The sequence below is a fragment of the Coleofasciculus sp. C1-SOL-03 genome (assembly GCF_040220555.1).
Lineage (GTDB): Bacteria > Cyanobacteriota > Cyanobacteriia > Cyanobacteriales > Coleofasciculaceae > Coleofasciculus.
In genome coordinates, this window is sequence record NZ_JAVJUO010000023.1 from 1 (window position 1) to 22643 (window position 22643).

Consider the following 22643-nt stretch of genomic DNA (forward strand, 5'->3'; position numbering starts at 1 on the left):
CTCTTCACCGATAACGGAACAACAAAACCCGCCCTCTTCACCGATAACGGAACAACAAAACCCGCCCTCCTCACCGATAACGGAACAACAAAACCCGCCCTCCTCACCGATAAATGAACAACAAAACCCGCCCTCTTCACCGATAAATGAACAACAAAACCCGCCCTCTTCACCGATAAATGAACAACAAAACCCGCCCTCTTCACCGATAACGGAACAACAAAACCCGCCCTCCTCACCGATAACGGAACAACAAAACCCGCCCTCCTCACCGATAACGGAACAACAAAACCCGCCCTTATTCAATTTAACCGCACGGTGGAGACAGAATATTAATGGGCGACTGATTAAAGGTTGAGAAACGAAACTCAATCCATCGTTAGCCGATTGGGTAACGCTTACGCTCTACCACGCTAGAGCCGTTTGTTCTCCAGAATGAGCTGAATCTTCCTTCAAAAGGAGGATTCTTTAGCCTAACTCTCTAGTATATAACCCTAATAGGGTAATCCTGTAGTGCGATCGCGCTAACCTCCAACCCCCCTTGGCACCATCCCCAAATTCGTTACCCAATCTCAGTTAGGTTAACCACAATCAAACCAATTATGGCGGATCTTCCCAACCAACCGTGGACAATTTCATCAGCAGACCTATTTAAGAAACTAGATGTTTCTGAGGATGACGGACTCTCTGACGCCGAGGTACAGCAGCGACGGGAACAGTATGGCGCCAACCGTCTGCAAGAAGCCCAGCGTCGGGGACCCTTACAAATCCTGATCGAACAGTTCAAAAGTCTGGTGATTGGGATTCTCGCCATTGCCGCAATTCTATCCTTTGCCTTTACGCAGTGGATAGAGGGAGTTGCCATTGTTTTTGCCATCTTAATTAACGCCGCCATTGGCTTCTTCATGGAATATCAAGCCGTGCGTTCCATGGAAGCCTTGCAAAGCCTGAGTAGCACCAAAGCCAAAGTGCGTCGCCAAGGGCAGATGCAGGAGATTGACGCGGAAAACCTGGTTCCTGGAGACATGGTACTCCTGGAAAGTGGAGATCTGGTGCCGGCAGATCTGCGGCTGACGGAAACCTCGAAAATGCAGGTGAATGAGTCGTCCCTTACAGGTGAATCCGTCCCCGTTACCAAAACCACAGAACCCATCGAAGGAGATGTGGAACTTGCCGATCGCACCAATATGCTATTTAAAGGGACAGCCCTAACTCGGGGTTCCGGGGAAGGGGTGGTTGTAGCTACAGGAATGCAGACAGAATTAGGTCACATTTCTGAGTTAGCCCAAGAAGCGGGAACCGAGGAACGCACTCCCCTGGAAAAACGGCTAAATCAACTGGGACGCCGTTTAATTTGGGTCACTCTAATTATTGTCGTCCTGATTGCCATTTCCGGCATTAGCGTGGGCAAAGAGATTCGCCTGATGGTAGAAACGTCTGTCGCCCTCGCTGTCGCCGCAATTCCCGAAGGACTACCGATTGTGGCGACGATTGCCCTAGCGCGTGGGATGTGGCGCATGGCGAAGCGGAACGCCCTAATTAATAAACTGGCGGCGGTGGAAACCCTAGGGGCGACGAGCGTTATTTGTACCGATAAAACCGGAACGTTAACCGAAAACCGGATGACGGTGAGTCATATTGTTCTCGACTCCGGTGATATTGAAATTAGTGGGGAGGGATTAGAACCGGAAGGCGAGTTCACCCAAAATGATGAAACCCTGAACCCCTTAGACCATGATAGTCTCCGCCCCGCCTTAGAAGTTGGCGTCTTATGTAATAATGCAGCATTACAACCGGAGGATTCTAATGAAAGTCGAGTTGTCGGTGATCCGATGGAAGTAGCGCTGCTGATTGCGGGGGCAAAAGCTGATCTTCAACGCGAAGAACTATTAGAAGATATGCCGGAAGTGCGGGAAGAGGCATTTGAGCCCGACACTAAAATGATGGCAACCCTGCATAAAAGCAATGGTGATTATCGCTTTGCCGTCAAAGGCGCACCGGAATCTGTCCTAGAGGTGTGTACTCAGATTTTAACCCCAGAAGGGGAAAAAGAACTTCGCGATCGCGACTCCTGGAAGCAACGCAGTAATGACTTAGCCGCCCAAGGCTTACGGATTTTGGCATTGGCACAAAAAAGGGTGGATAGTGAAGAGGCTAACCCTTACGAAGATCTGACGTTTTTAGGTGTGGTTGGCTTACTTGATCCTCCCCGCCAAGAGGTACGGGCGGCAATTGATGAATGTCAAGATGCGGGAATTCGGGTGATTATGGTGACAGGGGATCAACCCGTCACCGCCCGAAATATTGGCATCGCTGTGGGCTTAACCGATGATGAACAAGCGGATGTGGTGCAGGGGAAAGACTTGAAAAGCCCCGAAGAATCCTCTTCTGAGGAACGTGAACGCTTAGTCAAAACCCCGATTTTTGCCCGGGTATCTCCAGAACAAAAATTGAACCTGATTGCCTTGCACCAAGACACCGGGGCAATTGTGGCAATGACGGGGGATGGGGTCAATGACGCCCCCGCCCTGCAAAAAGCGGATATCGGTGTCGCCATGGGACAACGAGGCACCCAGGTGGCAAAAGAAGCGGCGGATATGGTGCTGCAAGATGATGCCTTTTCCTCCATTGTCGCGGCAGTGGAACAGGGGAGAGCGATTTTTAATAATATTCGCAAATTCACGATTTATCTGCTATCCGGGAATGTCGGTCAAATTATGGCAGTCACCGCCACCTCGTTAGTCAATGCGCCCTTACCCATCTTGCCCCTACAAATCTTATATCTGAATATCATTAACGATGTTTTCCCCGCCCTGGCGCTGGGTGTGGGTGAAGGGTCTCCTGCCCTAATGGAACAACCTCCCCGTGATCCCAAGGAGTCGATTATCACTAGGCGCCACTGGTTGGCGATCGCCGGATATGGTTTAATCATTGCTGCCCCGGTTCTGGGTTCCTTTTACCTGGCATTCAACTGGTTAGGACTAGACAAAAATCAAGCCGTTACCATTTCCTTTCTCACCATCGCCTTTTCCCGACTGTGGCACGTCTTCAATATGCGCGATCGCGGATCAGGTGTACTGATTAACGAAGTCACCCGCAATAAATACGTCTGGGGCGCCCTCATCCTTTGTACTGGATTACTCGCCATTGCCATTTATCTACCCATCCTCTCCGATATCCTGCAAACTCATGCCCCTAGCCTACAGGGTTGGTTACTCATCCTGGGAATGAGTTTAGTTCCCTTAGTCATTGGGCAAATTGGCAAATTAATCGCGGAGTAGGGGTTTGGTTTCCAAACCCCGATGAAATGACAAAGGATTGACGAATAAAATATGCCTCTTGAGGTAGATGCCAACCCTAACGCTGCTATCCTAGTTTAAAGTGTTAACCCAGAACCTGAAAAATCCTCAAAATAATCCGAAATTCATACAAATCGTTTTTCTGTCTTTACTGGAACATTCAGATAAAACTGGGAAATCAGGACATTCAAAGTCCCCAACCATAACCTGAAACAGAAGGAGAATATGTATGCCCGACAATACAGCTTTCTTAGAAAAAATCAAAAAGCAGGGTCAATTAGAAGACATCTACGACGCCCGCGATGTCACTGAAGTAGTGTTCCGCACCATGCGCGACTTAATGAACACAGACGCTTCAGATCGGGTCGAATCAGAATTGCGTCAAAACGATGGATCTGTACCGACTCCAGCCGAACAACAGCAAAAAGAGATTGCCGATCTGTGGAAAGATACTAATCCAATTGTCAGCTTCCTGAGTCGAGTTCGTCCCCCTCTCGAATTTGATGCTGATACCTTCTTGTTTCGAATCCGCCAAGAAGCCAGCTTGCCCAAAGGCGTTAGTCCAGAAACCGTGGTTCAAGCCATCTTTTCCGCCACAAAAGACGAGTTGTCTCAGGAACGAGTCAAAGAAGTTGCTGAGTTTTTACCGTCTAAAATTCAACAAATGTGGCAGCAAGCCTAGTTAGTCATTTGTCATTTGTCATTTGTCATTTGTCATTTGTCATTTGTCCTTTGTCCTTTGTCCTTTGTCATTTGTCCTTTGTCATTTGTCATTTGTCCTTTGTCATTTGTCATTTGTCCTTTGTCCTTTGTCATTTGTCATTTGTCCTTTGTCCTTTGTCCTTTGTCATTTGTCATTTGTCCTTTGTCATTTGTCCTTTGTCATTTGTCCTTTGTCATTTGTCCTTTGTCATTTGTCATTTGTCCTTTGTCATTTGTCCTTTGTCATTTGTTTGAATGTGTAGGGGCGGGTTTTACCGATAACGCTGCGGTTCCAACCACTAACTGACCTAAACCCGCCCCGACCAAGTCCGATAAATTTTAAATATTTAAGCAGGGGTCAAATGCTGTGATGTCAATTACTGTCGCACATCGGTTACGCGCCAACTCAGCTTAAGATTGATCCAGAAATTCCACACCGTCACCGCCGCGATCGCGATTAACTTAGAAACATATTCATTGATGCCAAAGACATTAAACAACAAATTCACCAGCAAAACATTGAGAATCAGTCCTGCTAAACAGATTAAATTGAACTTCAAAAATCGTTTCAGTCGCTTACGCCATCCCCGTTGATGTCGAGAAATATCGCCAAACGTCCATAAATCATTCCACAAAAAATTATTGAGAATGGCGACTTCGGCTGACAGAATCGCACTGCGGGTTAATCCCAATTCTACATGTTCTCGCAGCAGATAAAAGACCGCCATATCCACAAAGACTCCACTAAAGCCGACTACACCAAAGCGAATAAATCGACCAATGTGTCCCAGGGATAAACGTAAGCGTACTAAGTGTTGTAAATACTCGACATACTGTTTCCATGTAACCTTACTTTCGCCCGCTTGACGCTCTTGAAACACATATCCTGCTTCCCCAATCCAAGGAACGTTTCCCCGACCCAAAACTTCAATCAAAATTTTGTACCCCAGAGGATTCAAAGGGCGACCCACTAAACATTGACGGCGCACCATAAAATAACCACTCATCGGGTCAGAAACCCGCCCGATGACTCCCGGTAAGAGGATTAAGCCAATCGTCTGAGCGCCACGGGATAAAAATCGGCGGATAATACTCCAATCACTCACACCACCACCTTCAACATGGCGACTGGCAACGGCTAAATCGGCGCCCCGTTGGATCTCGCTCCATAGCTGCAATAACAGTTTTGGGGGATGCTGGAGATCCGCATCAATCACCCCCAAAACCTCTCCCCGCGCCACTTGCCACCCTCGGATCACGGCGGTAGACAGTCCCCGTTCCTCAATCCGCCGCATGACTCGTAGCTGCGGATAATCCGCCGTGAGTTCCTGTGCCACTTTCCAGGTGTCATCGGGACTATTATCATCCACGACAATCAGTTCATACTCCCCCGCCAATTGTGAATCGAGTAATCGGCTCAATTGCTCGACAATCTGGGGAATATTCTTGGCTTCTTTAAACGTGGGGATAATCAGAGAAAATCGCAGGGGACGTGCTGCGGTTATCCCTAAGACAGTGGTTATATCCGGAACCACAAAGGAACCGGACGGAACAGGGATCAGGGAATTCGGGGGATTGTCATTCATTAGCTGTTTTTTAGGTTTGATTTAAGCAGCTTGATTGCATTTGGTGAAGCGAGTATGACGTAGCTTGCTTCTTTTCAGGAGCGAGTATAACAAATGACATAAGACATAAGACATAAGACATAAGACATAAGACATAAGACATAAGACATAAGACATAAGACGATCAAAGCCGTTAACGTTCATCGTTCTCACCGACTGATTGAGAACGTTGATAGAGGTGAACCGTGAATTGGTCTATATCCATTGTTCCCACCAGTGGCTGGGTTTTGACCAACTCATATTCAGAGGTTAAAGTGGTTTGGATGTTTTGTTGAAACTGGAGTTTTTCTGCCTGGGTTTCAGGTTCTGACCAAACGGGATCGCCGCTATCTAACCAGAGTACACGCGGAAAGTTACCCGTTTGAGTATCCAAGGTTTTCTCTAACGCTGGAGCCAGTTTCGCGGGGGATTGCGCCAGTAAGGTTACGGGCAAATCGGGGGGAATATAGTAGGCTAAACGAAGGACGTGACCCCAAGCCTGAGAATTCATGGCGATTAAGGTGGGAGTGTTGGGTTCTTGCTCGATGAAGTCAGCGATTTGATGGAACATTCTGCGATCGCGTAATGTGAAATCCCCGATACTAATCACTAGATAGAACCCTAACACTATCGCAGCCGCGAGGGGTCGCCATTTTCCCATTGTCCGCTCAATCCAGGCGGCAATTAGGAGCAAGCATCCAGGTAAAATAAAGATCATCGATCGCCCCCAGCCAAAGCCGACGGTAAACTGACCCTTGACAATATCCACCATTAACGCTAGAGCAAGTGGGAAAATCCCCAATAGCAATGCCACACCCAAAACCCGGTAGTGCTGCTGACGCCACAGCCTGATACTACAGACAACCAAGAATGCGATCGCGCCGACTCCAGCGATAGTAGCACTGACCAGGGGTAAACTGGTAATCCAATCTCCTAACACTAAATGAATGCCTAGAGTTTGCACCACTCCTTCTAGGTGTTTTCCCACCGTTTCCATCCAGGTTTGAGTCCCGCCGAACCTCTCTAAATCAGCATTTCGTAGCTGTTGTCGGGTTCCCCATAATACCCAGGGAATCATTAATGCGATCCCCGTTGCAAACCGTAGTCCATGTTGCCACCAATGGTGTCGATCTAACCATAAGACTAAGACAGCCAGAGCGACGATAAAAAAGGCAAAGTAATAAAAGGTGAGGAACCCGGCGGTAATGGAACCAATGAAGACTAGATTCCATAAGAGTTTAGTATAGAGACTTGATCCCTCACCATCCTTGTATTCTTTATCGGGAACCGTTAGCCTTTTGGGTTCAATCAATTCCAGCGCCGCCCAAGCACTAAGAATCACCCACAGCAGTAGAGGACCATACATGCGGACATTGAGCGAGTGAAAGAGATAATAAGCATTAGTGCCTAAAAGAGCCGCCAATAACAAACCGCCTTGATCACCCAGCAAACGACGACCTAAACCATAAGCGCTACCGATTGCACCGATACTGAACAGAACGTTCAAGCTGCGCGTCGCGGCTACCCCATTACCGAACAGGCGCAACCACAGATGTTGACCCAGAAAAAATAGAGGCGGATGGGGTTCACCAGCTAATCCTTGGAGTAACTTTTTGAGAGTGGCTGGGATAGCACCAATGCCGTTTTCTACAGGTAAACTTAGTAACGCTGTATACTCGGCTAAGGTAACAGGCAACTCCTTCGGCGTGGAATAGGACGTTTTTTGACCCGTAGACAGCAGCAGGGACAACACCTCGTCATACCAAAATTCTCGGCTACTTAAGTGAACGAGTCTTAATAGTACGGCGATCGCGATCGCACTCAGTAACACCCAAGATAATGTACGGGAGAGTTTAGACAGAGGGAAACTTTGGCTCATCAGAGAAGGCGATAGAACAAGAGGGGGTTCTTTGCCAGTTTAATCGATGGTTTAGCGGTATTTTTCTGCAGCTATATTAATTTTGATGAAATAGCGGGAGTGCAAGCAGTATCCTTGTCGGGGATCTTGCTTAGAATAACCAACGCACTTGTTTAGTCGAAAATGTCTGAAAGCTTTGTCTGGCATGGCTCATAGATTCATTCAGTCCGCCCTAAGTCGGAGCAGGAATAGGAAATTAATGATAAAGTTTTCTCAAAACCAACCCCGCCTAAGTGAGAGAGTGTTCAGTTTTGAGTGACTTATGACTGATAAATCCAGTGCCGGATATCGAATCGAACAGGATTCTATGGGGGAACGACAAATCCCCAACCATGCCTACTACGGGATTCAAACCCTACGGGCAATTGAAAACTTTCCCATCAGCGGGATTAAACCCTTACCCACCTATATCGACGCCTGTGTGCTGATTAAAAAAGCCACGGCGATCGCCAATGGTAATCTAGGCTGTATTCCCCAAGAGATTAGCCAAGCGATTGTCCAAGCGGCGGATGAAATCCTCAAAGGGCAATGGCGGGATCAATTTGTCGTCGATGTTTACCAAGCGGGCGCTGGTACATCCCACCACATGAATATTAATGAGGTGCTGGCAAATCGGGCATTGGAAATTCTGGGCGATGAGAAGGGGAACTATAAACGGGTTAGTCCCAATGATCACGTCAATTATGGACAATCCACGAATGATGTCATCCCCACAGCGATTAGAATTGGGGCGCTGTTGGCGTTAGAACATACCTTGTATCCAGCCCTATCCGATGCGATTACCGCCTTGGATAACAAAGGCGATGAATTCCAAGATGTAGTTAAATCCGGCAGAACCCATCTCCAAGACGCCGTACCCGTGCGCCTGGGGGAAGACTTTCGGGCGTGGGCGCAAATTCTCACCGATCATACCACTCGGATTGAACGGGCGTCGGAAGATTTAATGCTACTGGGATTAGGTGGAAGCGCCACAGGAACCGGATTAAATACCCATCCCGACTATCGCCATCAGGTTGCCCAAATTCTTGCCCAACTGGTGGATCAACCCCTCAAATCTGCCTCCCATCTCATGGCGGCGATGCAGAGTATGGCACCATTTGTGAATGTATCGGGCAGTTTACGCAATTTGGCACAGGATTTAGTTAAAATTTCCCATGACTTGCGGCTAATGGATTCGGGACCCAAAACCGGATTCAAGGAAATTCAACTTCCCCCGGTGCAACCAGGATCATCGATTATGCCAGGAAAATATAACCCAGTGATGGCAGAAATGACCTCTATGGTATGCTTTCAGGTGATCGGGTATGACAGCGCGATCGCTTTGGCGGCTCAAGCGGGTCAATTGGAGTTGAATGTGATGATGCCGCTGATTGCCTATAATCTGATCCACAGTATTGAAATTTTAGGCAATACCCTATCTGCCCTAACCCAAAAATGTCTAGCCGGAATCACAGCCCGACGCGATCGCTGTTTGGACTATGCCGAAGGAAGTCTAGCATTAGTCACCGCCCTGAATCCCCACATCGGTTATCTTAATGCGGCGGCTGTCGCTAAGGAATCTCTGGAAACAGGCAAATCTCTACGAGAAATCGTACTCGACAAAGGATTGATGAGTGCTGAGGACTTAGCCAAGGTACTCGATCTTGATAAAATGAGTGCCTTATGAATTCCCTATTTGAGTTTTGAATTAACCAACAACTCTCCCTGTTCCCTGTTCCCTGTTCCCTGTTCCCTGAACAATGACCAACCATGCAAAGTCAAGATAGTTTTACCCAAATCACCTTGCATTACATCAATGGCGAAACCGAATCCTTTGATATTCCGGTGACACCAGAAGCCTTTGGCGAACAACTTGCCGATTTCCTCAGTCAACCTTGGTTAACCCTGCATCTGTTCGATCAAACGGTATTGATCCTCACCGCACAAATTGTCAAAGTCGAAGTGACACCCCAGCTAACTCAACTGGAAGGGGATGGGGTTTTCTTTGATTGTCAACGAGTCACGGCTCTGTCCCGTGGCGCGAAGGTCTAAGATAAACTAAAGCTATTTCACGACACTTATGTCTAGCGTTAGTTTAATTCGGGCAGATTCCTATAACCAACAGCTATTGAGAACCGCCGTAGAAACCCTGCTGGAACCATTGGGCGGGATTAGGGCATTTGTCAACGTCGGCGATCGCGTCCTCCTCAAGCCTAATCTGCTGACGGCTGGGCGTCCGGGAAAAGAATGTATTACTCGCCCCGAACTGGTTTACACTGTCGCCCAATTGGTTAAGGAAGCGGGGGGTCAACCGTTTCTGGGTGATAGTCCCGCCTTTGGTACAGCAAAAGGGGTGGCGCAGGCGAATGGCTATTTGCCGATGATGGATCAACTGAATATCCCCATTGTCGAATTCCATGGTCAGCGTTATCAAACGGTTAGCCATACCTTTAATCACCTGCGCCTGTGTAAAGAAGCGATGGATGCGGATGTGGTGATTAATTTACCCAAGCTGAAATCTCACACCCAGTTAACCCTGACGCTGGGGGTTAAGAACCTATTTGGCTGTGTCCCTGGTAAAATGAAAGCCTGGTGGCACGCAGAAGCGGGTAAGGATGCCTTACGGTTTGGGGAAATGTTAGTGGAAACGGCGCGGGCAATTAATCCCAACTTGACGATTATGGATGCGATCATCGGTCATGAGGGCAATGGTCCGAGTGGAGGAGAACCCCGACGCTTGGATACCCTAGCGGCGTCGGCGGATGTATTTGCTTTGGATTGGGCGATCGCGAATTTACTCAATGTCGATCCGACTCAAGTCCCCACTCTAGCCGCCGCGATGAACTTAGGGTTAAATCCAACTCTGGACACCCTGCAATTTCCTCACCTGCACCCAGCCGATATCAATGTACTCGATTGGAAGCTACCGGATCGGTTAATGCCAATTGATTTTGGGATGCCCCGCCTGATTCGCTCCACCTTTAAGCATTTTTACATCCGGTGGATCAAAGAGCCAATGAATGTTTATGCTCATCGCTAATCTGATCATTGCCCTATCGTTTTTGATCAAAATTTAACATTCAAAACCCAAACAGGAATGATTTGGTAAACATTGTTACAGTCTTGCCATAAGCAAGGAACGTAGTCTAATAGAACCCTCCGATTGCTTAATTCCACCGCCTAGTGTTAGAGGCGGTTTTTTGTATTTTTATGACAAGGATCAGCAGACACAAGGAGTTTCGTAAATCTGTCTAAAGTTCAGTGTTTTGATTCAGTCTTTGGGAAAAGCTGGAAGGGGTTGAAACTGTTCCCGGTTCAGTCGCCTCACCTCAACACTGATTCAGCCAGCCCTAATTAGTCAAGTGTAAAATTTTAGGGAAATTGTGGGCTAGAAAACAATTCTTTCGGAAAAAACTTGTTAAAATATACAGGGTATGGTCTATAGTATAGCCCATCGTCAGATAAATTCTCAATTGACTCAAGTTCTGATCAAAAGCTCTTTTATGGAATCCAGCGGCTCGTCTGCCAAGTCTTCTGAACCCCATCCTCATAGGTGGGCAGAAATTATCGGTGCGGTAATGGCTTTTTTGACTCTGACCTTACCCTTCTTAGCCATTGCTTATTACTCCTCTGGCAGCTTGGATGTTTTGCCAGGAACACCCTACTCACTGCCAAGGTCAGAAACAAACAATTGGAAAAATTTTTAAATAACAAAATAACGATGAAGTAATTAATGAAGCACGAATCCTGACAAAAGTCTTTTGCCTGATAAGCTGTCACGCATTTAAATTGGGTAAGTAGTCGGACTTGTATTAAATAAAGTTAACGGTTGAGATGAGGGAACAGGGAACAGGGAACAATAAGGGTTTGAGGACTATTTACAAAATAAGCGTGAACATGGCGTTTTCTTTTGTCCGACTACTTCTTCCTTCCTCCCCTCTACCTCCTGCCTCTTTCCCCCGCCACAACACTGATTCAGCAAGCCCTAGTTAACCCGGATTGAGGGAAATGTTTTGAACAATTCCCCCAAAGTTGTATAACAGAAAAGGCACAGGTCAAAAATCAAAGCGAACTGCTACCTGTGCTGGCTTGACTTTGACAATCTAGGATAGGGGGTTCCATCCAAAACCAGCAGGCAATTGCCCTGGAGACTGTGGGTGGGTAAAATCCCAGCAGTACAAAGGAGTGAGCATTCTTTAGTAGGGTTCAGGCGAGGGCGGAGTCTCCACCCGATCAAACGCTTGACCAAAAGACATGCTGCGCCTTGAAGCCCATCCAGTGGGAGCAACCTGCGCTGATCCGTTGAGAAGCGTGGGAAAACACTTCCCAGGGATAGTTCAGTTATCCCCATCTGCTGTGTCGCTTACACGATTTAGTTATGGATTTATCACGCATTCCAAGTCAACCCAAACCGGGACTGATCAACGTTTTAATTGAAATTCCCGCCCAGAGTAAAAACAAATACGAGTACGACAAAGATTTACAGGCTTTTGCCCTTGATCGGGTTTTATATTCCTCGGTGCAATACCCTTATGATTATGGCTTTATCCCCAACACCTTAGCTGATGACGGCGACCCCCTCGATGGTATGGTGATCATGGATCAGCCCACCTTTCCCGGTTGTGTGATTACCGCCCGACCCATTGGCATGCTGGAAATGATTGACGCGGGCGATCGCGACGAGAAAATCCTCTGTGTTCCTGACAAAGATCCACGCTATGCTCAAGTGAAGTCGCTCAAAGATATTGCTGAGCATCGGTTGGATGAAATTGCTGAATTTTTCAGGACGTACAAAAATCTGGAGAAAAAAGTCACGGAAATTCTAGGCTGGAAGGATATCGAGGACGTTATGCCACTGGTTGAGAAGTGTGTCGCCGCTGGGGACAAGGCTGGCAGATAGTCCAGTAGCCTAACTAGGGGTTTGGGACCCAAACATTGGTGTCAACTTAAGGTGAAAGCTCGGTTGAGCAAGGGTGTCGGGTGTCGGCTAAAAAACCTCACACCTACCACCATTCACCTCACCTATTCATCCACAATGTTTTTTTCAAACAGGAAACTTTAATACCTAGTGAGCCAAAATTGCTCGCTTTCCCCCACACCCGGTCACCCCATACCCCACACCCAGTATCCTATCGTGGGTAATGTGGCTTAAGTTGACGCCCATGGGGAACCAAACCCCTACTCATCGCTTTTTGTGACAGAACTCACAAGTCAAGTGCATCAAGCACGCTAAAATTGACAGACTTGAGAGGAACGTCCTGATCGGACTCAGGGTGCTAGAAAATTCAACCTAGGGGAAAGCTGTAAATTCATCGTCGTTTTTGTACGAGTTCTTCCGACGTAATATCCTTTAACAATACCTAATTTGCCCCCTTGGACACACAAGCCTTAGCGACTATCTCACCGAAAGTACCCTTATCTGAGTATCATATAGTGGAAATTGCTTGGTGTGAAGCTTGGCTAAGGGCAGCTCACTTAATTGAACGATGCCAGATTCTGATCCAGCGTCACCCAGTCCCCGCACATCTAATGTTATAGCCAACATGGTAACTGGCCCTACCGTCAATTTTGTTGTCCAATTTTGGGGCGTTCGAGGTAAAGTTTCGGCTCCAGGAAAAGAAACGGTACGCTATGGTGGCAATACCTCCTGTGTGGAAATGCGTGTCGGTTCCAAACGCCTAATCTTTGATGGCGGGAGCGGTTTGCGACTTCTCGGCAACCATTTACTCCGCCAAATGCCCCTCGAAGCTTACCTCTTCTTTTCTCACTGCCACTGGGACAGCATTCAGGGATTTCCTTTTTTTACACCTGCCTTTATTCCCGGCAATTGTTTCCACATCTATGGTGCAAGGGCAACGAACGGAGACTCCATCGAAAAGCGCCTAAGTCGGCAAATGTTAGCCCCGAATTTTCCCGTACCCCTCCAGGTCATGCAATCGGAGCTAAAGTTTTACGAACTGAGTTCGGGTGATAAAATCACTGTGGATGATCTAGTGGTTGAAGCGGTTTTACTGAACGCCGCATCCCACTCAGTGGGCTACCGAGTCACCTGGAACGGTCATTCTGCTGTCTACGCGATCGCTCACTCCCAATCGCCGGATCAACTAGATCACAATTTGTTACACTTAGCCCGCCAAGCTGACTTGCTGATTTTGGATGCCCCCTGTAATATTCATGCCAATGATGCTCTCAAACCTTCGCCGTTAGACTGGCAAGACCAATTCTGGCAAACGGGTTTAGCCACAGCTAAAGCCGCAGGAGTTAAGCGGATTGTCATGTCTCACTATCATCCTGACCATGATGATGAGTTTCTCGACTGGATGGAATCCCAAGTGAAATCGGTCTTTCCCAATGACGTATTGGCTCGTGAGGGTATGATTATACCAGTCTGTTAAGCGGAGAGGTTTTAGCATGTTAACTAAAGTAATTTATATTAACATAATTTATTGGTATTTGAGACAGAACGCACTCACTCAAATCCCTTCACTCAAATCCCTCATTGGTGTGATCACTAAATAAGATCAGAAAATTAAAGCCTACTGAAAAGATTGGCAAGTAACGGAATAGGTTTAAGCATCAAACGCTTCATCACATCAGGGGCTTCAAAGTCGCCAGTCTCCTAGGATTTTACTATAGGAGACGATTAATGAGAATAGGTGTAGAATCTTTGCCATGCCTCACTACTAGTGGTCGATCAAACAGACGACTCTATTCATGAGCAACGATAATTACCTCACCACGTTTCTCGATAATTAGCCTCTTTATTTTTTACAAATGAACAAGATGATTGGTGTTAATTCCAACGGGCAAATTCTATTCACTTCTATAGCAGCATTGTGGGCGGCGTTTTGGCTAACTCCCTCGGTCAACGCTCAAACTATCTCCACAAACACTAAATCCTCAGCCGATCAGGGCTTGTCTCTCACCAAGGCAGAAGATTCCATCAAGGCAGAAGATAGAGGACAGAGGGCAGCAGGTAAGCAGTCAGGTGGCAAGGTCGAAGGACATGATAACTGTTTAGGCGGACATGAGATTACCCCTTCAACCCTCAGTCAGGGCGGGTTTTGCCCAAACGTTACTATCCATAGCCAAACGACAGTCCCTAAACCCGCCCCTACAAACCAGGTTTCCGATACACCTAGGGTGAATGTCACTGACTTAAGGCTGGTGGGCAATGCCCACCCTACGATAGATAAAGGGTTTTGGCGCTCCCCAAATGCTTATTTCAGTGCTATTCCACCTAGGGTTGGGTCAATACTCAACCCTCAACACTCAACATTCAACGCTCAAGTTCCCGATCGCACCCCTCGCCGTGAGAGTCCCTCAATTCCGGAACTCCCTCCGCCTCAAGACATTGAGCCACCGCCTCCCTCAAGGCGGCCAGAAACTACGCCGTCTCCTACATTACCTCCCCCCGAACAGCTTCTAGACCCGGAATTTACCCCAACAACGCCTGAAATACCGGAGACACCGGAGGGGGCGACTCAAGAGCAAATTACGGTGCAAAAATTTGAATTCACAGGCAATACCGCCTTTAGTGATCAAGAATTAGCCGAGGTGACGGCGGAGTTCACGAATCGCCCGATTACCTTTGCCGAACTTTTAAATGCCAGAACCGCCGTTACGCAGTTATACGTGAACAATGGCTATGCCACATCCGGTGCTTTCATCCCACCTCAACCCCTAACCCAAGACACCGTAACCATTGAAATTGTCGAAGGTGGAATTGAACAGATTCAAGTCAATGGACTGCGCCGTCTGCGTGCCAACTACGTGCGATCGCGGATTGCGGTGGCGAATCCCAAACCCCTGAATGTGCCCCATCTACTGGAATCCCTGCGTCTTTTGCAACTCGATCCCTTGATCGAAAATATCTCGGCGGAACTCTCAACCGGTTCTGGACCAGGTACCAGTTTACTCATTGTCGATATTATCGAAGCCAACACCTGGAGTTACCAACTCTTTGCCAACAATGGGCGTTCCCCCAGTGTGGGGAGTTTCCGACGCGGGGCGTCTATCACCCAAGCCAATTTACTCGGATTCGGTGATGGCGTAACCCTCAGCTATACCAATACTGATGGTAGCGATGAGATTGAATTTAACTACACCCTACCCGTTAATCCGCGTAATGGCACGATTAGCTTTAGCTTTAGCAACACCTCCAGCGAGATTATTGAAGATCCATTTAACTTTCTCGATATCCAATCCGACTCCACCAGCTTTGACCTGACGTTTCGTCAACCCCTCATAGAAACGCCGACTCAGGAATTGGCAGTGGGTTTAACCGCGTCCCGACGCAATACCAAAACCGTTTTCTTAGAAGACTTAGTGGGAGAAGAAGTGGGTTTTCCATCTCTGGGTGCTGATGAAGATGGAGAGATTCGCGTTTCCGCCCTGCGATTTTTTCAAGAGTGGACTCAACGAGGGGCGAGTGAAGTCTTTGCCCTACGCTCTCAGTTTAATTGGGGTCTAGGTCTGTTTAATGCCACCGTCAATGATGATGCGCCGGATAGTCTCTTCTTTTCCTGGCGAGGTCAAGCCCAGTGGGTGAGACTCTTAGCCCCGGATACGTTACTCGTTCTTCAGGGTGACGTTCAACTGGCGGCTCAAGATTTGTTACCCGTTGAACAGATTGGTCTAGGGGGTCTAGGGAGTGTGCGCGGCTATCGCCAAGATATTCGACTCACCGATAATGGTGCCTTTGCCTCAGCTGAGGTGCGGCTGCCCATTTTACGCATTCCTGAGTGGGATGGTGTTTTACAGGTGACTCCCTTTGTGGATGTTGGCACAGTTTGGAATAACGGTGAGATCGATGATCCTGATCCCAGTAGTTTGGCATCGTTAGGGTTGGGACTACAATGGCAACAAGGCGATCGCATTACTGCTCGCTTAGACTGGGGGATTCCCTTGATTTCAGTTGATTCTGAGGATGATACCCTGCAAGAAAATGGCGTATATTTTTCAATAACGATTAATCCGTTTTAACGGAATTCTTATAATAATGATTGATCATCCTTTTATTATTTCCACCCAATCTCTAAAAGAACGCCTTGATGATCCACAAGTGGTCGTCATTGATTGTCGTTTTGCCCTTGCTGATCCGCAACAGGGATATCACCAGTATCAGACGAGTCACATTCCGGGAGCGTATTACTTGGATTTGAACCAAGATCTGTCTGCCCCCGTGGAACGTCATGGTGGGCGTCATCCCTTACCGGATCTCAACCAGATTGCCCAAAAACTTGCCGCGATTGGGGTCAGATTCGGTGAAACCTTAGTCGTGGCTTATGATGATTCCCGCTTCGCGTTTGCGGCGCGTCTGTGGTGGTTACTGCGTTACCTGGGACATGATCGCGTGGCGGTATTGGATGGTGGCTGGGGCGCATGGCAATCCCAAGGGTATCCGGTAACCGATGCGATACCGGAACCTCAACCAGGGCAGTTTGTGCCGCAAGTGCGCTCTGAGTGGGTGGTTGATATCAACGGGGTCAAAGCCCGGAAAGAGTTACCAGACGCCGCCTTAGTCGATTCACGGGCACGCGATCGCTATTTAGGAGAGCATGAACCGATTGACCCGATTGCGGGGCATATCCCTGGGGCGATGAATTACCCTTGGCAAGGGGTCACGAATACTCAAGGTTATCTCCATTCCCCCGATCAGCAAAAACAGCGATGGCTGGATATTCAAGATAAATCCGATATTATTGTCTATTGTGGCTCTGGAGTCACCGCCTGTGTGAATCTCTTATCCCTGGAATTAGCTGGAATGGGACAGGGTAAGCTCTATGCAGGAAGTTGGAGCGACTGGTGTTCCTACTTACCAGAAACCTCTGAGTGACGCTTACTTGAACAGACACCAGACCCAACAACAACTCCCATGAGTCAGTTGGGTTTCATACCAAACCCGCTTTTGTAACCCCCTTTTTTACTGGGGTATTTTTTCATAGCTTCCCCAGCTTCCAGACGCGCCATGGCGCGTCTCTACTCCCCCAGCTTCCCCTTCTCCCTCACCTCCTCTAGCTATAAGGCGTTGGAGATTACCGTTCACCCAAAACGGCAAAATTGAATGTAGAGTGAATAAAGTACATCTACAGCCAATGGGTTGGTGTTATCCTCAATTCTGACGATAGCTTGAAAATAGCTCACTGTCTATGTCCTATCGTGTCGCTAAGCTTTTCTAAAGCACAGAGAAATCTAGCGACATTAGTTTCTTTGCTGGGAGATTGAACCTGGAGGTGAGAAAGTGAGACCATTGAAATAGGGCGAAAACGCTTAAAACTTAAGCCGATAGACTAACTATCAGCCAATATTTAGATTAAAATTGCTAAAATAAGAAGTTCACTTAAATTTCCCAAAACTATTAGGTCTGAGTTTATATGCCTTGCTCGATGAACCGTATTTCTATTTTTGTTGATGGGAATAATATGTTCTATGCTCAACAAAAAAATGGCTGGTTCTTTGATCCAAAGCGGGTCTTAGAATATTTTAGAAAAGAACCCCATATTGTTCTGGTCAACGCATTTTGGTACACCGGATTAAAAGATCCTCAGGATCAGCGCGGATTTAGAGATGCCCTAATTAGTCTCGGTTACACCGTCCGAACTAAAATTTTAAAAGAGTATTATGATGATAGTTCGGGTCGCTACTCCCAAAAAGCTAATCTTGATATAGAAATTGTTGTTGATATGTTTAATACTGTAGAACAGTATGACCGAGTTATTCTGTTTAGTGGCGATGGTGATTTTGAACGGGCGATCGAATTGCTGCGTTCAAAAAATACTCATATTACCGTCGTATCAACGGAAGGAATGATTGCCAGAGAATTAAGAAATGCAACAGATCGGTATATCGATTTAAATGATATACGTGATTACATCGAGAAAATGGATTCTTGATTGATGAGGCAAACTAACCCTTACCGTTTGACCCATTACCAAGGTTAACGACGTTCTGACTGGAGACAATCATCATGAACAAGCAACCCAATCGAATTATTATTTTTGATACCACGCTGCGCGATGGCGAACAGTGTCCCGGAGCCACTTTAAATGTCGAGGAGAAACTGACGATCGCACGGCAATTGGCACGACTCGGTGTAGATGTGATTGAAGCCGGGTTCCCTTATGCCAGTGTCGGTGACTTTGAGGCGGTGCAAAAGATTGCCCAAGCCGTCGGTGGCGAGTCGGGACCAACAATATGTGGGTTAGCCCGAGCCACTCGTCAGGATATCGAAGCCGCCGCCAAAGCCCTCAAACCCGCCGCCCATGGGCGAATTCATACGTTTATCGCCACATCTGATATTCATCTCCAATATAAACTGAAAAAGACCAGACAAGAGGTATTGGCGATCGCCGAGGAAATGGTGGCGTATGCCAAATCCTTTGTTGAGGATGTGGAGTTTTCCCCGGAAGATGCAGGGCGTTCTGATCCAGAGTTTTTGTACGAGGTGCTAGAACGGGCGATCGCGGCGGGGGCTACAACGGTAAATATTCCCGATACCGTGGGCTACACCACCCCCACTGAGTTTGGCGGATTGATTCGTGGGATTAAAGAAAACGTCCCCAATATCGACCAAGCGATTATCTCCGTTCATGGTCACAATGACCTAGGATTAGCCGTTGCTAACTTCCTGGAAGCCGTGAAAAATGGGGCGCGACAGTTAGAATGCACGATTAACGGCATTGGTGAACGTGCGGGAAATGCCGCCTTAGAAGAACTCATCATGGCATTACACGTCCGGCGGCAATTTTACAACCCCTATTTGGGACGTCCTCCGGAGTCAGAGGAGTCCTTAACCAATATTGACACGCGCCAGATTTACAAAACCTCGCGGTTAGTGTCGAATTTAACCGGAATGTTAGTGCAACCGAATAAGGCAATTGTCGGTGCAAACGCTTTTGCCCACGAATCGGGAATTCACCAAGATGGCGTCCTCAAAAATAAGCTGACTTACGAAATCATGGATGCCAAGTTAATCGGGTTAACTGATAATCAGATTGTCTTAGGTAAGCATTCCGGGCGCAACGCCTTCCGCACTCGTCTCCAAGAATTAGGGTTTGATCTGTCGGAGACAGAGTTGAATAAAGCCTTTGTCCGCTTTAAAGAAGTGGCGGATAAGAAAAAAGAGGTATCCGATTGGGACTTAGAAGCCCTGGTTAACGACGAAATTCGCCAAGTTCCCGAACTCTTCCATTTAGAATTAGTCCAGGTATCCTGTGGAGATCATGCCCGTCCTACGGCTACCGTAACCTTACGCACGCCAGAAGGTGAAGAATTGATGGATGCGGCGATTGGAACCGGTCCAGTGGATGCGGTGTATAAAGCAATTAACCGGGTGGTGAATGTTCCCAACGAACTGATTGAATATTCTGTTCAGTCAGTGACAGCCGGGATTGACGCTTTAGGGGAAGTCACAATTCGGCTACGGTATAACAGTCGCGTCTTTTCTGGTCATGCTGCCAATACCGATATTATTGTGGCATCCGCCCAAGCTTATGTGAATGCCCTGAACCGCCTCTATGGTTGGTTACAGGGGCAAGGTCAACAAGAGAGCGATCGCGCGACAGATAAAGCGGTAGCCTCAGTTTAATTCATCTTTACCAGATCCCTGACTTCTTTGAGAAGTCGGGGATCTAATTTAAAATAGGGTTCCGCGATTTTAATCGCCGTGGCTTCAGTGGATTTGATATCATCAATTGCATCAATTGGAGCAAAATAGCTTGAGTGTCACTATTCCCATTCGCGCCATTGAACTAACTCCAGGTAGCACCATTCAGATTTCTGATGTATCTTGGCAAGACTTTGAACAAATTCTGGTAGAGTTAGGCGAACACCGAAACACCCGCATCGCCTACTACCAAGGCATTCTCTCAATCATGTCCCCGTTAGCCATTCATGAACGTCCCCATCGCATCATTGCCGATATTGTTAAAACAATCCTAGATAGCCAAGAGCGGGATTGGGAAGACTTTGGTTCAACAACATTCAAACGTCCAGTGATTGCTGGTGTTGAACCTGATACCTGTCTCTATATCCAGAACGCCAACCGTGTTCAGGGTTGCACGATTATGGATTTAGACATTTACCCACCCCCAGATCTGGCTATTGAGTGCGATGTCACCTCAAAAACCACCCTTGACGCTTACGCCGCGTTACAAGTTCCAGAAGTTTGGATTTATCGCCATCACCAGCTTAGGATTTATATTTTCCGCAATGGGGACTATAGTCTTTCCCCAGAAACAACCATCTTTCCTGATATGTCGATTACCGAACTGATTCCCCCATTGGTGCAACAAGCCATTGAACAAGGAACCAGTCGGATGTTGCGGGAATTGAGACGGCAACTAGGTCGATAAGATTGTAGAAATAAGTAGGTTGGTGGAAATAAATTTAACGATATTAAGTTATGTAAACAAGCCTCAAACCCTTACTGTTCCCTGTTCCCTGTTCCCTGTTCCCTGTTCCCTAATCTCCACCGCTAACTTTAATTGTGTCCACCTACTTAAACTCAGATCTTGCACTCGCGATCGCGATAATTCCAGCCATGTCTCCATTCTCTGTTGTGTCAGGATACCGTTCCCAGGCTGAAGACACCAGTGTAGAAACAGATAAACTAACATTCCACTTACTCCGACAACGAACACCGGGCGATCGGTTGAAAATGGCAGCCTCGCTGACAAAGAGCGCCCGTAAGCTGTCGTTGTGTTCTCTAAGCCAACAATTTGCACATCTTTCCCCAACCCAGTTCGCCCAAAAAATTGCCAGAGCGTGGTTACAAGACCATTGCCCTGCTAATTACACTCCCACCCTCAAGTCACAAATGTGGATTCAGGATTCGGTACAGTTAGCGGTTAAACTTCATCCCATTTTTGCAGAATTTTCCATTCCCTATTACATCACGGGTGGGATAGCAGCAATTGCTTACGGTGAACCCCGCACAACACAGGATTTAGATTTGGTAATCGGGATTTCTCCGACTGATATTGATCGCATTACCGACGCCCTCAGCGAGTGTGGTTTTTCTGTCCCCAGTGTTGTGAAATTGGGTCGGATGAGAACCCTGCAAATTACCGATATGGAGAGCATTAGCCGTGCTGATTTGCTGATAAGCGGAACCGAGGAATTTGATCGCCTGAAGTTTGAGCGCCGACGGGTGATTGAGTTTGAAGGCACAAGGATCTATTTTGCTTCTCCTGAAGATGTTATTTTAAGTAAACTCCGATGGAGGCAGGGTTCAGGTTCGGAAAAACAATGGCGTGATGTCTTGGCAGTCCTCAAGGTGCAAGCAGAACAACTTGATTTTGATTATTTATGGGAGTGGGCTGAAAATCTGGGTTTGACACTTGACCTAGACCGCGCTTTTACCGAAGCTGGCTTGTTTGGTTTTTGAGCTTCAGGGGTTCCCTGATTTCTTCTTTGTTTTTAGGGCGCGATTTCATGGGACTATTAACAAGCGTTGTCGTAGAATAATACAATTTAATCACCAATAAGCCTATCGAATAGACTTAGTTGTTGGCTGTCAGAGACGAATAGCATATGATTGAAGAGTACTTCTGATCGACCTAGGTCAATAATTTTTTTAACAATTTCTGGAGTAATATCTAACCCAAAGGGATCTAAGAAGAAAAAAGAGTGACCTTTTCTCTCTATAATACGGTGTAAACAATAGTCGAGTTTTTCGTGAAAATTACCAGTAATAATTTCACATTTACCAGATTCGATATAGTTCTCAAAACCTGCATTCTTAAGCTGTAAATTTAAGCAAGCAGTATGGTCTGGGTCATTATCGATGAAGATAAATTTAACATCTAGCTCCTGATAAGGCTTACGCTCCTGAACATTCCTCAGTCCCTCTTCAACTTTGCGGATCATGCGAAGCGACGAACCTTCCCATAATTGGTTCCCATCAGTGTACATTCCTCCACCACAGAAACCATCCACTAAGGTGACAGTCCTAACCCCATATTTGCCATGTCCCGTTAGCGTCTCTACCCACCTCTGAGTGTAATCTCCAAGTACCTGATGTTTGATTTTAGTATGAGGCTGTATCTCAGGTAAGTGAGTACCATCAGCACTCCAGTAGCAACTATTGTTGTGGCTTGCTCTATCCTTCTTGCTCATCATATTTTTTGTATAAAATAC

17 protein-coding genes and 1 pseudogene are annotated in these 22643 nt (G+C 47.1%); 15 read left to right on the top strand and 3 right to left on the bottom strand.

All coding sequences use genetic code 11. The features are described from left to right. The 3 genes and pseudogenes from RIE73_RS03105 to RIE73_RS03115 all read left to right on the top strand — a co-directional run. Window positions 1-358, top strand: a pseudogene (locus tag RIE73_RS03105) (hypothetical protein); the annotation flags it as partial. 244 nt (window positions 359-602) lie between these two features. Beyond that, window positions 603-3281 carry a cation-translocating P-type ATPase gene (locus RIE73_RS03110; protein ID WP_446399788.1) on the top strand — a complete coding sequence of 893 codons (2679 nt, stop codon included), beginning with the start codon at window positions 603-605 and terminating at the stop codon, window positions 3279-3281. Between the two features lie 247 nt (window positions 3282-3528). Next, the gene (locus tag RIE73_RS03115) at window positions 3529-3981 is read left to right on the top strand and encodes a DUF2267 domain-containing protein (RefSeq protein WP_446399789.1); all 453 of its coding nucleotides are present in this window, start codon (window positions 3529-3531) and stop codon (window positions 3979-3981) included. A gap of 397 nt (window positions 3982-4378) precedes the next feature. Here RIE73_RS03115 and RIE73_RS03120 read toward each other — a convergent pair whose 3' ends face one another. Further along, window positions 4379-5587 (bottom strand): glycosyltransferase, encoded by a 1209-nt coding sequence (locus RIE73_RS03120; protein WP_446399790.1) that lies wholly within the window; start codon window positions 5585-5587, stop codon window positions 4379-4381. Window positions 5588-5759: 172 nt separating this feature from the next. Then, window positions 5760-7484, bottom strand: coding sequence for a glycosyltransferase family 39 protein (locus RIE73_RS03125; RefSeq protein WP_446399791.1), 1725 nt, complete (start codon window positions 7482-7484; stop codon window positions 5760-5762). A 301-nt stretch (window positions 7485-7785) separates the two neighbouring features. Between RIE73_RS03125 and RIE73_RS03130 the strand changes: the two genes are divergently transcribed. The 12 genes from RIE73_RS03130 (at window position 7786) to RIE73_RS03185 (ending at window position 21891) form a co-directional block, all read left to right on the top strand. Beyond that, window positions 7786-9189 (top strand): aspartate ammonia-lyase, encoded by a 1404-nt coding sequence (locus RIE73_RS03130; RefSeq protein ID WP_446399792.1) that lies wholly within the window; start codon window positions 7786-7788, stop codon window positions 9187-9189. 83 nt (window positions 9190-9272) lie between these two features. Next, the gene (locus RIE73_RS03135; protein WP_446399793.1) at window positions 9273-9554 is read left to right on the top strand and encodes a hypothetical protein; all 282 of its coding nucleotides are present in this window, start codon (window positions 9273-9275) and stop codon (window positions 9552-9554) included. 28 nt (window positions 9555-9582) lie between these two features. Then, entirely contained in the window at window positions 9583-10542 is a 960-nt protein-coding gene (locus RIE73_RS03140; RefSeq protein WP_446399794.1) for a DUF362 domain-containing protein, read from the top strand. A gap of 463 nt (window positions 10543-11005) precedes the next feature. Then, window positions 11006-11209: a hypothetical protein gene (locus tag RIE73_RS03145; RefSeq protein ID WP_446399795.1), complete on the top strand. Its 204-nt coding sequence runs from the start codon at window positions 11006-11008 to the stop codon at window positions 11207-11209. A gap of 671 nt (window positions 11210-11880) precedes the next feature. Then, the gene (locus tag RIE73_RS03150) at window positions 11881-12402 is read left to right on the top strand and encodes an inorganic diphosphatase (RefSeq protein ID WP_446399796.1); all 522 of its coding nucleotides are present in this window, start codon (window positions 11881-11883) and stop codon (window positions 12400-12402) included. A 643-nt stretch (window positions 12403-13045) separates the two neighbouring features. Continuing rightward, on the top strand, window positions 13046-13897 hold the full coding sequence (locus tag RIE73_RS03155; RefSeq protein ID WP_446399797.1) for an MBL fold metallo-hydrolase: 852 nt from the start codon (window positions 13046-13048) through the stop codon (window positions 13895-13897). Window positions 13898-14276: 379 nt separating this feature from the next. After that, window positions 14277-16487: a ShlB/FhaC/HecB family hemolysin secretion/activation protein gene (locus RIE73_RS03160; protein ID WP_446399798.1), complete on the top strand. Its 2211-nt coding sequence runs from the start codon at window positions 14277-14279 to the stop codon at window positions 16485-16487. A 16-nt stretch (window positions 16488-16503) separates the two neighbouring features. Beyond that, window positions 16504-17340 (top strand): sulfurtransferase, encoded by an 837-nt coding sequence (locus RIE73_RS03165; RefSeq protein ID WP_446399799.1) that lies wholly within the window; start codon window positions 16504-16506, stop codon window positions 17338-17340. Between the two features lie 538 nt (window positions 17341-17878). Beyond that, window positions 17879-18397 (top strand): LabA-like NYN domain-containing protein, encoded by a 519-nt coding sequence (locus RIE73_RS03170; RefSeq protein ID WP_446399800.1) that lies wholly within the window; start codon window positions 17879-17881, stop codon window positions 18395-18397. Window positions 18398-18471: 74 nt separating this feature from the next. Then, entirely contained in the window at window positions 18472-20091 is a 1620-nt protein-coding gene (locus RIE73_RS03175) for a 2-isopropylmalate synthase (protein ID WP_446399801.1), read from the top strand. A 130-nt stretch (window positions 20092-20221) separates the two neighbouring features. Beyond that, complete coding sequence (locus tag RIE73_RS03180; RefSeq protein ID WP_446399802.1) at window positions 20222-20857, top strand: Uma2 family endonuclease; 636 nt, start codon at window positions 20222-20224, stop codon at window positions 20855-20857. Window positions 20858-20991: 134 nt separating this feature from the next. After that, window positions 20992-21891, top strand: coding sequence for a hypothetical protein (locus RIE73_RS03185; RefSeq protein ID WP_446399803.1), 900 nt, complete (start codon window positions 20992-20994; stop codon window positions 21889-21891). Window positions 21892-21977: 86 nt separating this feature from the next. On the opposite strand, the gene tcmP is transcribed toward RIE73_RS03185, so the two are convergent. After that, a complete protein-coding gene (gene tcmP, locus RIE73_RS03190; RefSeq protein WP_446399804.1) occupies window positions 21978-22625 on the bottom strand; it encodes a three-Cys-motif partner protein TcmP in 648 nt (215 codons plus the stop codon). Window positions 22626-22643 lie beyond the last annotated feature (18 nt).

What these genes read in the sequence shown, in the direction of transcription:
- RIE73_RS03110 (WP_446399788.1), top strand. Translation starts at nt 603, where the DNA reads ATGGCGGATCTTCCCAACCAACCGTGGACAATTTCATCAGCAGACCTA.
- RIE73_RS03115 (WP_446399789.1), top strand. Translation starts at nt 3,529, where the DNA reads ATGCCCGACAATACAGCTTTCTTAGAAAAAATCAAAAAGCAGGGTCAA.
- RIE73_RS03120 (WP_446399790.1), bottom strand. Translation starts at nt 5,587, where the DNA reads ATGAATGACAATCCCCCGAATTCCCTGATCCCTGTTCCGTCCGGTTCC.
- RIE73_RS03125 (WP_446399791.1), bottom strand. Translation starts at nt 7,484, where the DNA reads ATGAGCCAAAGTTTCCCTCTGTCTAAACTCTCCCGTACATTATCTTGG.
- RIE73_RS03130 (WP_446399792.1), top strand. Translation starts at nt 7,786, where the DNA reads ATGACTGATAAATCCAGTGCCGGATATCGAATCGAACAGGATTCTATG.
- RIE73_RS03135 (WP_446399793.1), top strand. Translation starts at nt 9,273, where the DNA reads ATGCAAAGTCAAGATAGTTTTACCCAAATCACCTTGCATTACATCAAT.
- RIE73_RS03140 (WP_446399794.1), top strand. Translation starts at nt 9,583, where the DNA reads ATGTCTAGCGTTAGTTTAATTCGGGCAGATTCCTATAACCAACAGCTA.
- RIE73_RS03145 (WP_446399795.1), top strand. Translation starts at nt 11,006, where the DNA reads ATGGAATCCAGCGGCTCGTCTGCCAAGTCTTCTGAACCCCATCCTCAT.
- RIE73_RS03150 (WP_446399796.1), top strand. Translation starts at nt 11,881, where the DNA reads ATGGATTTATCACGCATTCCAAGTCAACCCAAACCGGGACTGATCAAC.
- RIE73_RS03155 (WP_446399797.1), top strand. Translation starts at nt 13,046, where the DNA reads ATGGTAACTGGCCCTACCGTCAATTTTGTTGTCCAATTTTGGGGCGTT.
- RIE73_RS03160 (WP_446399798.1), top strand. Translation starts at nt 14,277, where the DNA reads ATGAACAAGATGATTGGTGTTAATTCCAACGGGCAAATTCTATTCACT.
- RIE73_RS03165 (WP_446399799.1), top strand. Translation starts at nt 16,504, where the DNA reads ATGATTGATCATCCTTTTATTATTTCCACCCAATCTCTAAAAGAACGC.
- RIE73_RS03170 (WP_446399800.1), top strand. Translation starts at nt 17,879, where the DNA reads ATGCCTTGCTCGATGAACCGTATTTCTATTTTTGTTGATGGGAATAAT.
- RIE73_RS03175 (WP_446399801.1), top strand. Translation starts at nt 18,472, where the DNA reads ATGAACAAGCAACCCAATCGAATTATTATTTTTGATACCACGCTGCGC.
- tcmP (WP_446399804.1), bottom strand. Translation starts at nt 22,625, where the DNA reads ATGATGAGCAAGAAGGATAGAGCAAGCCACAACAATAGTTGCTACTGG.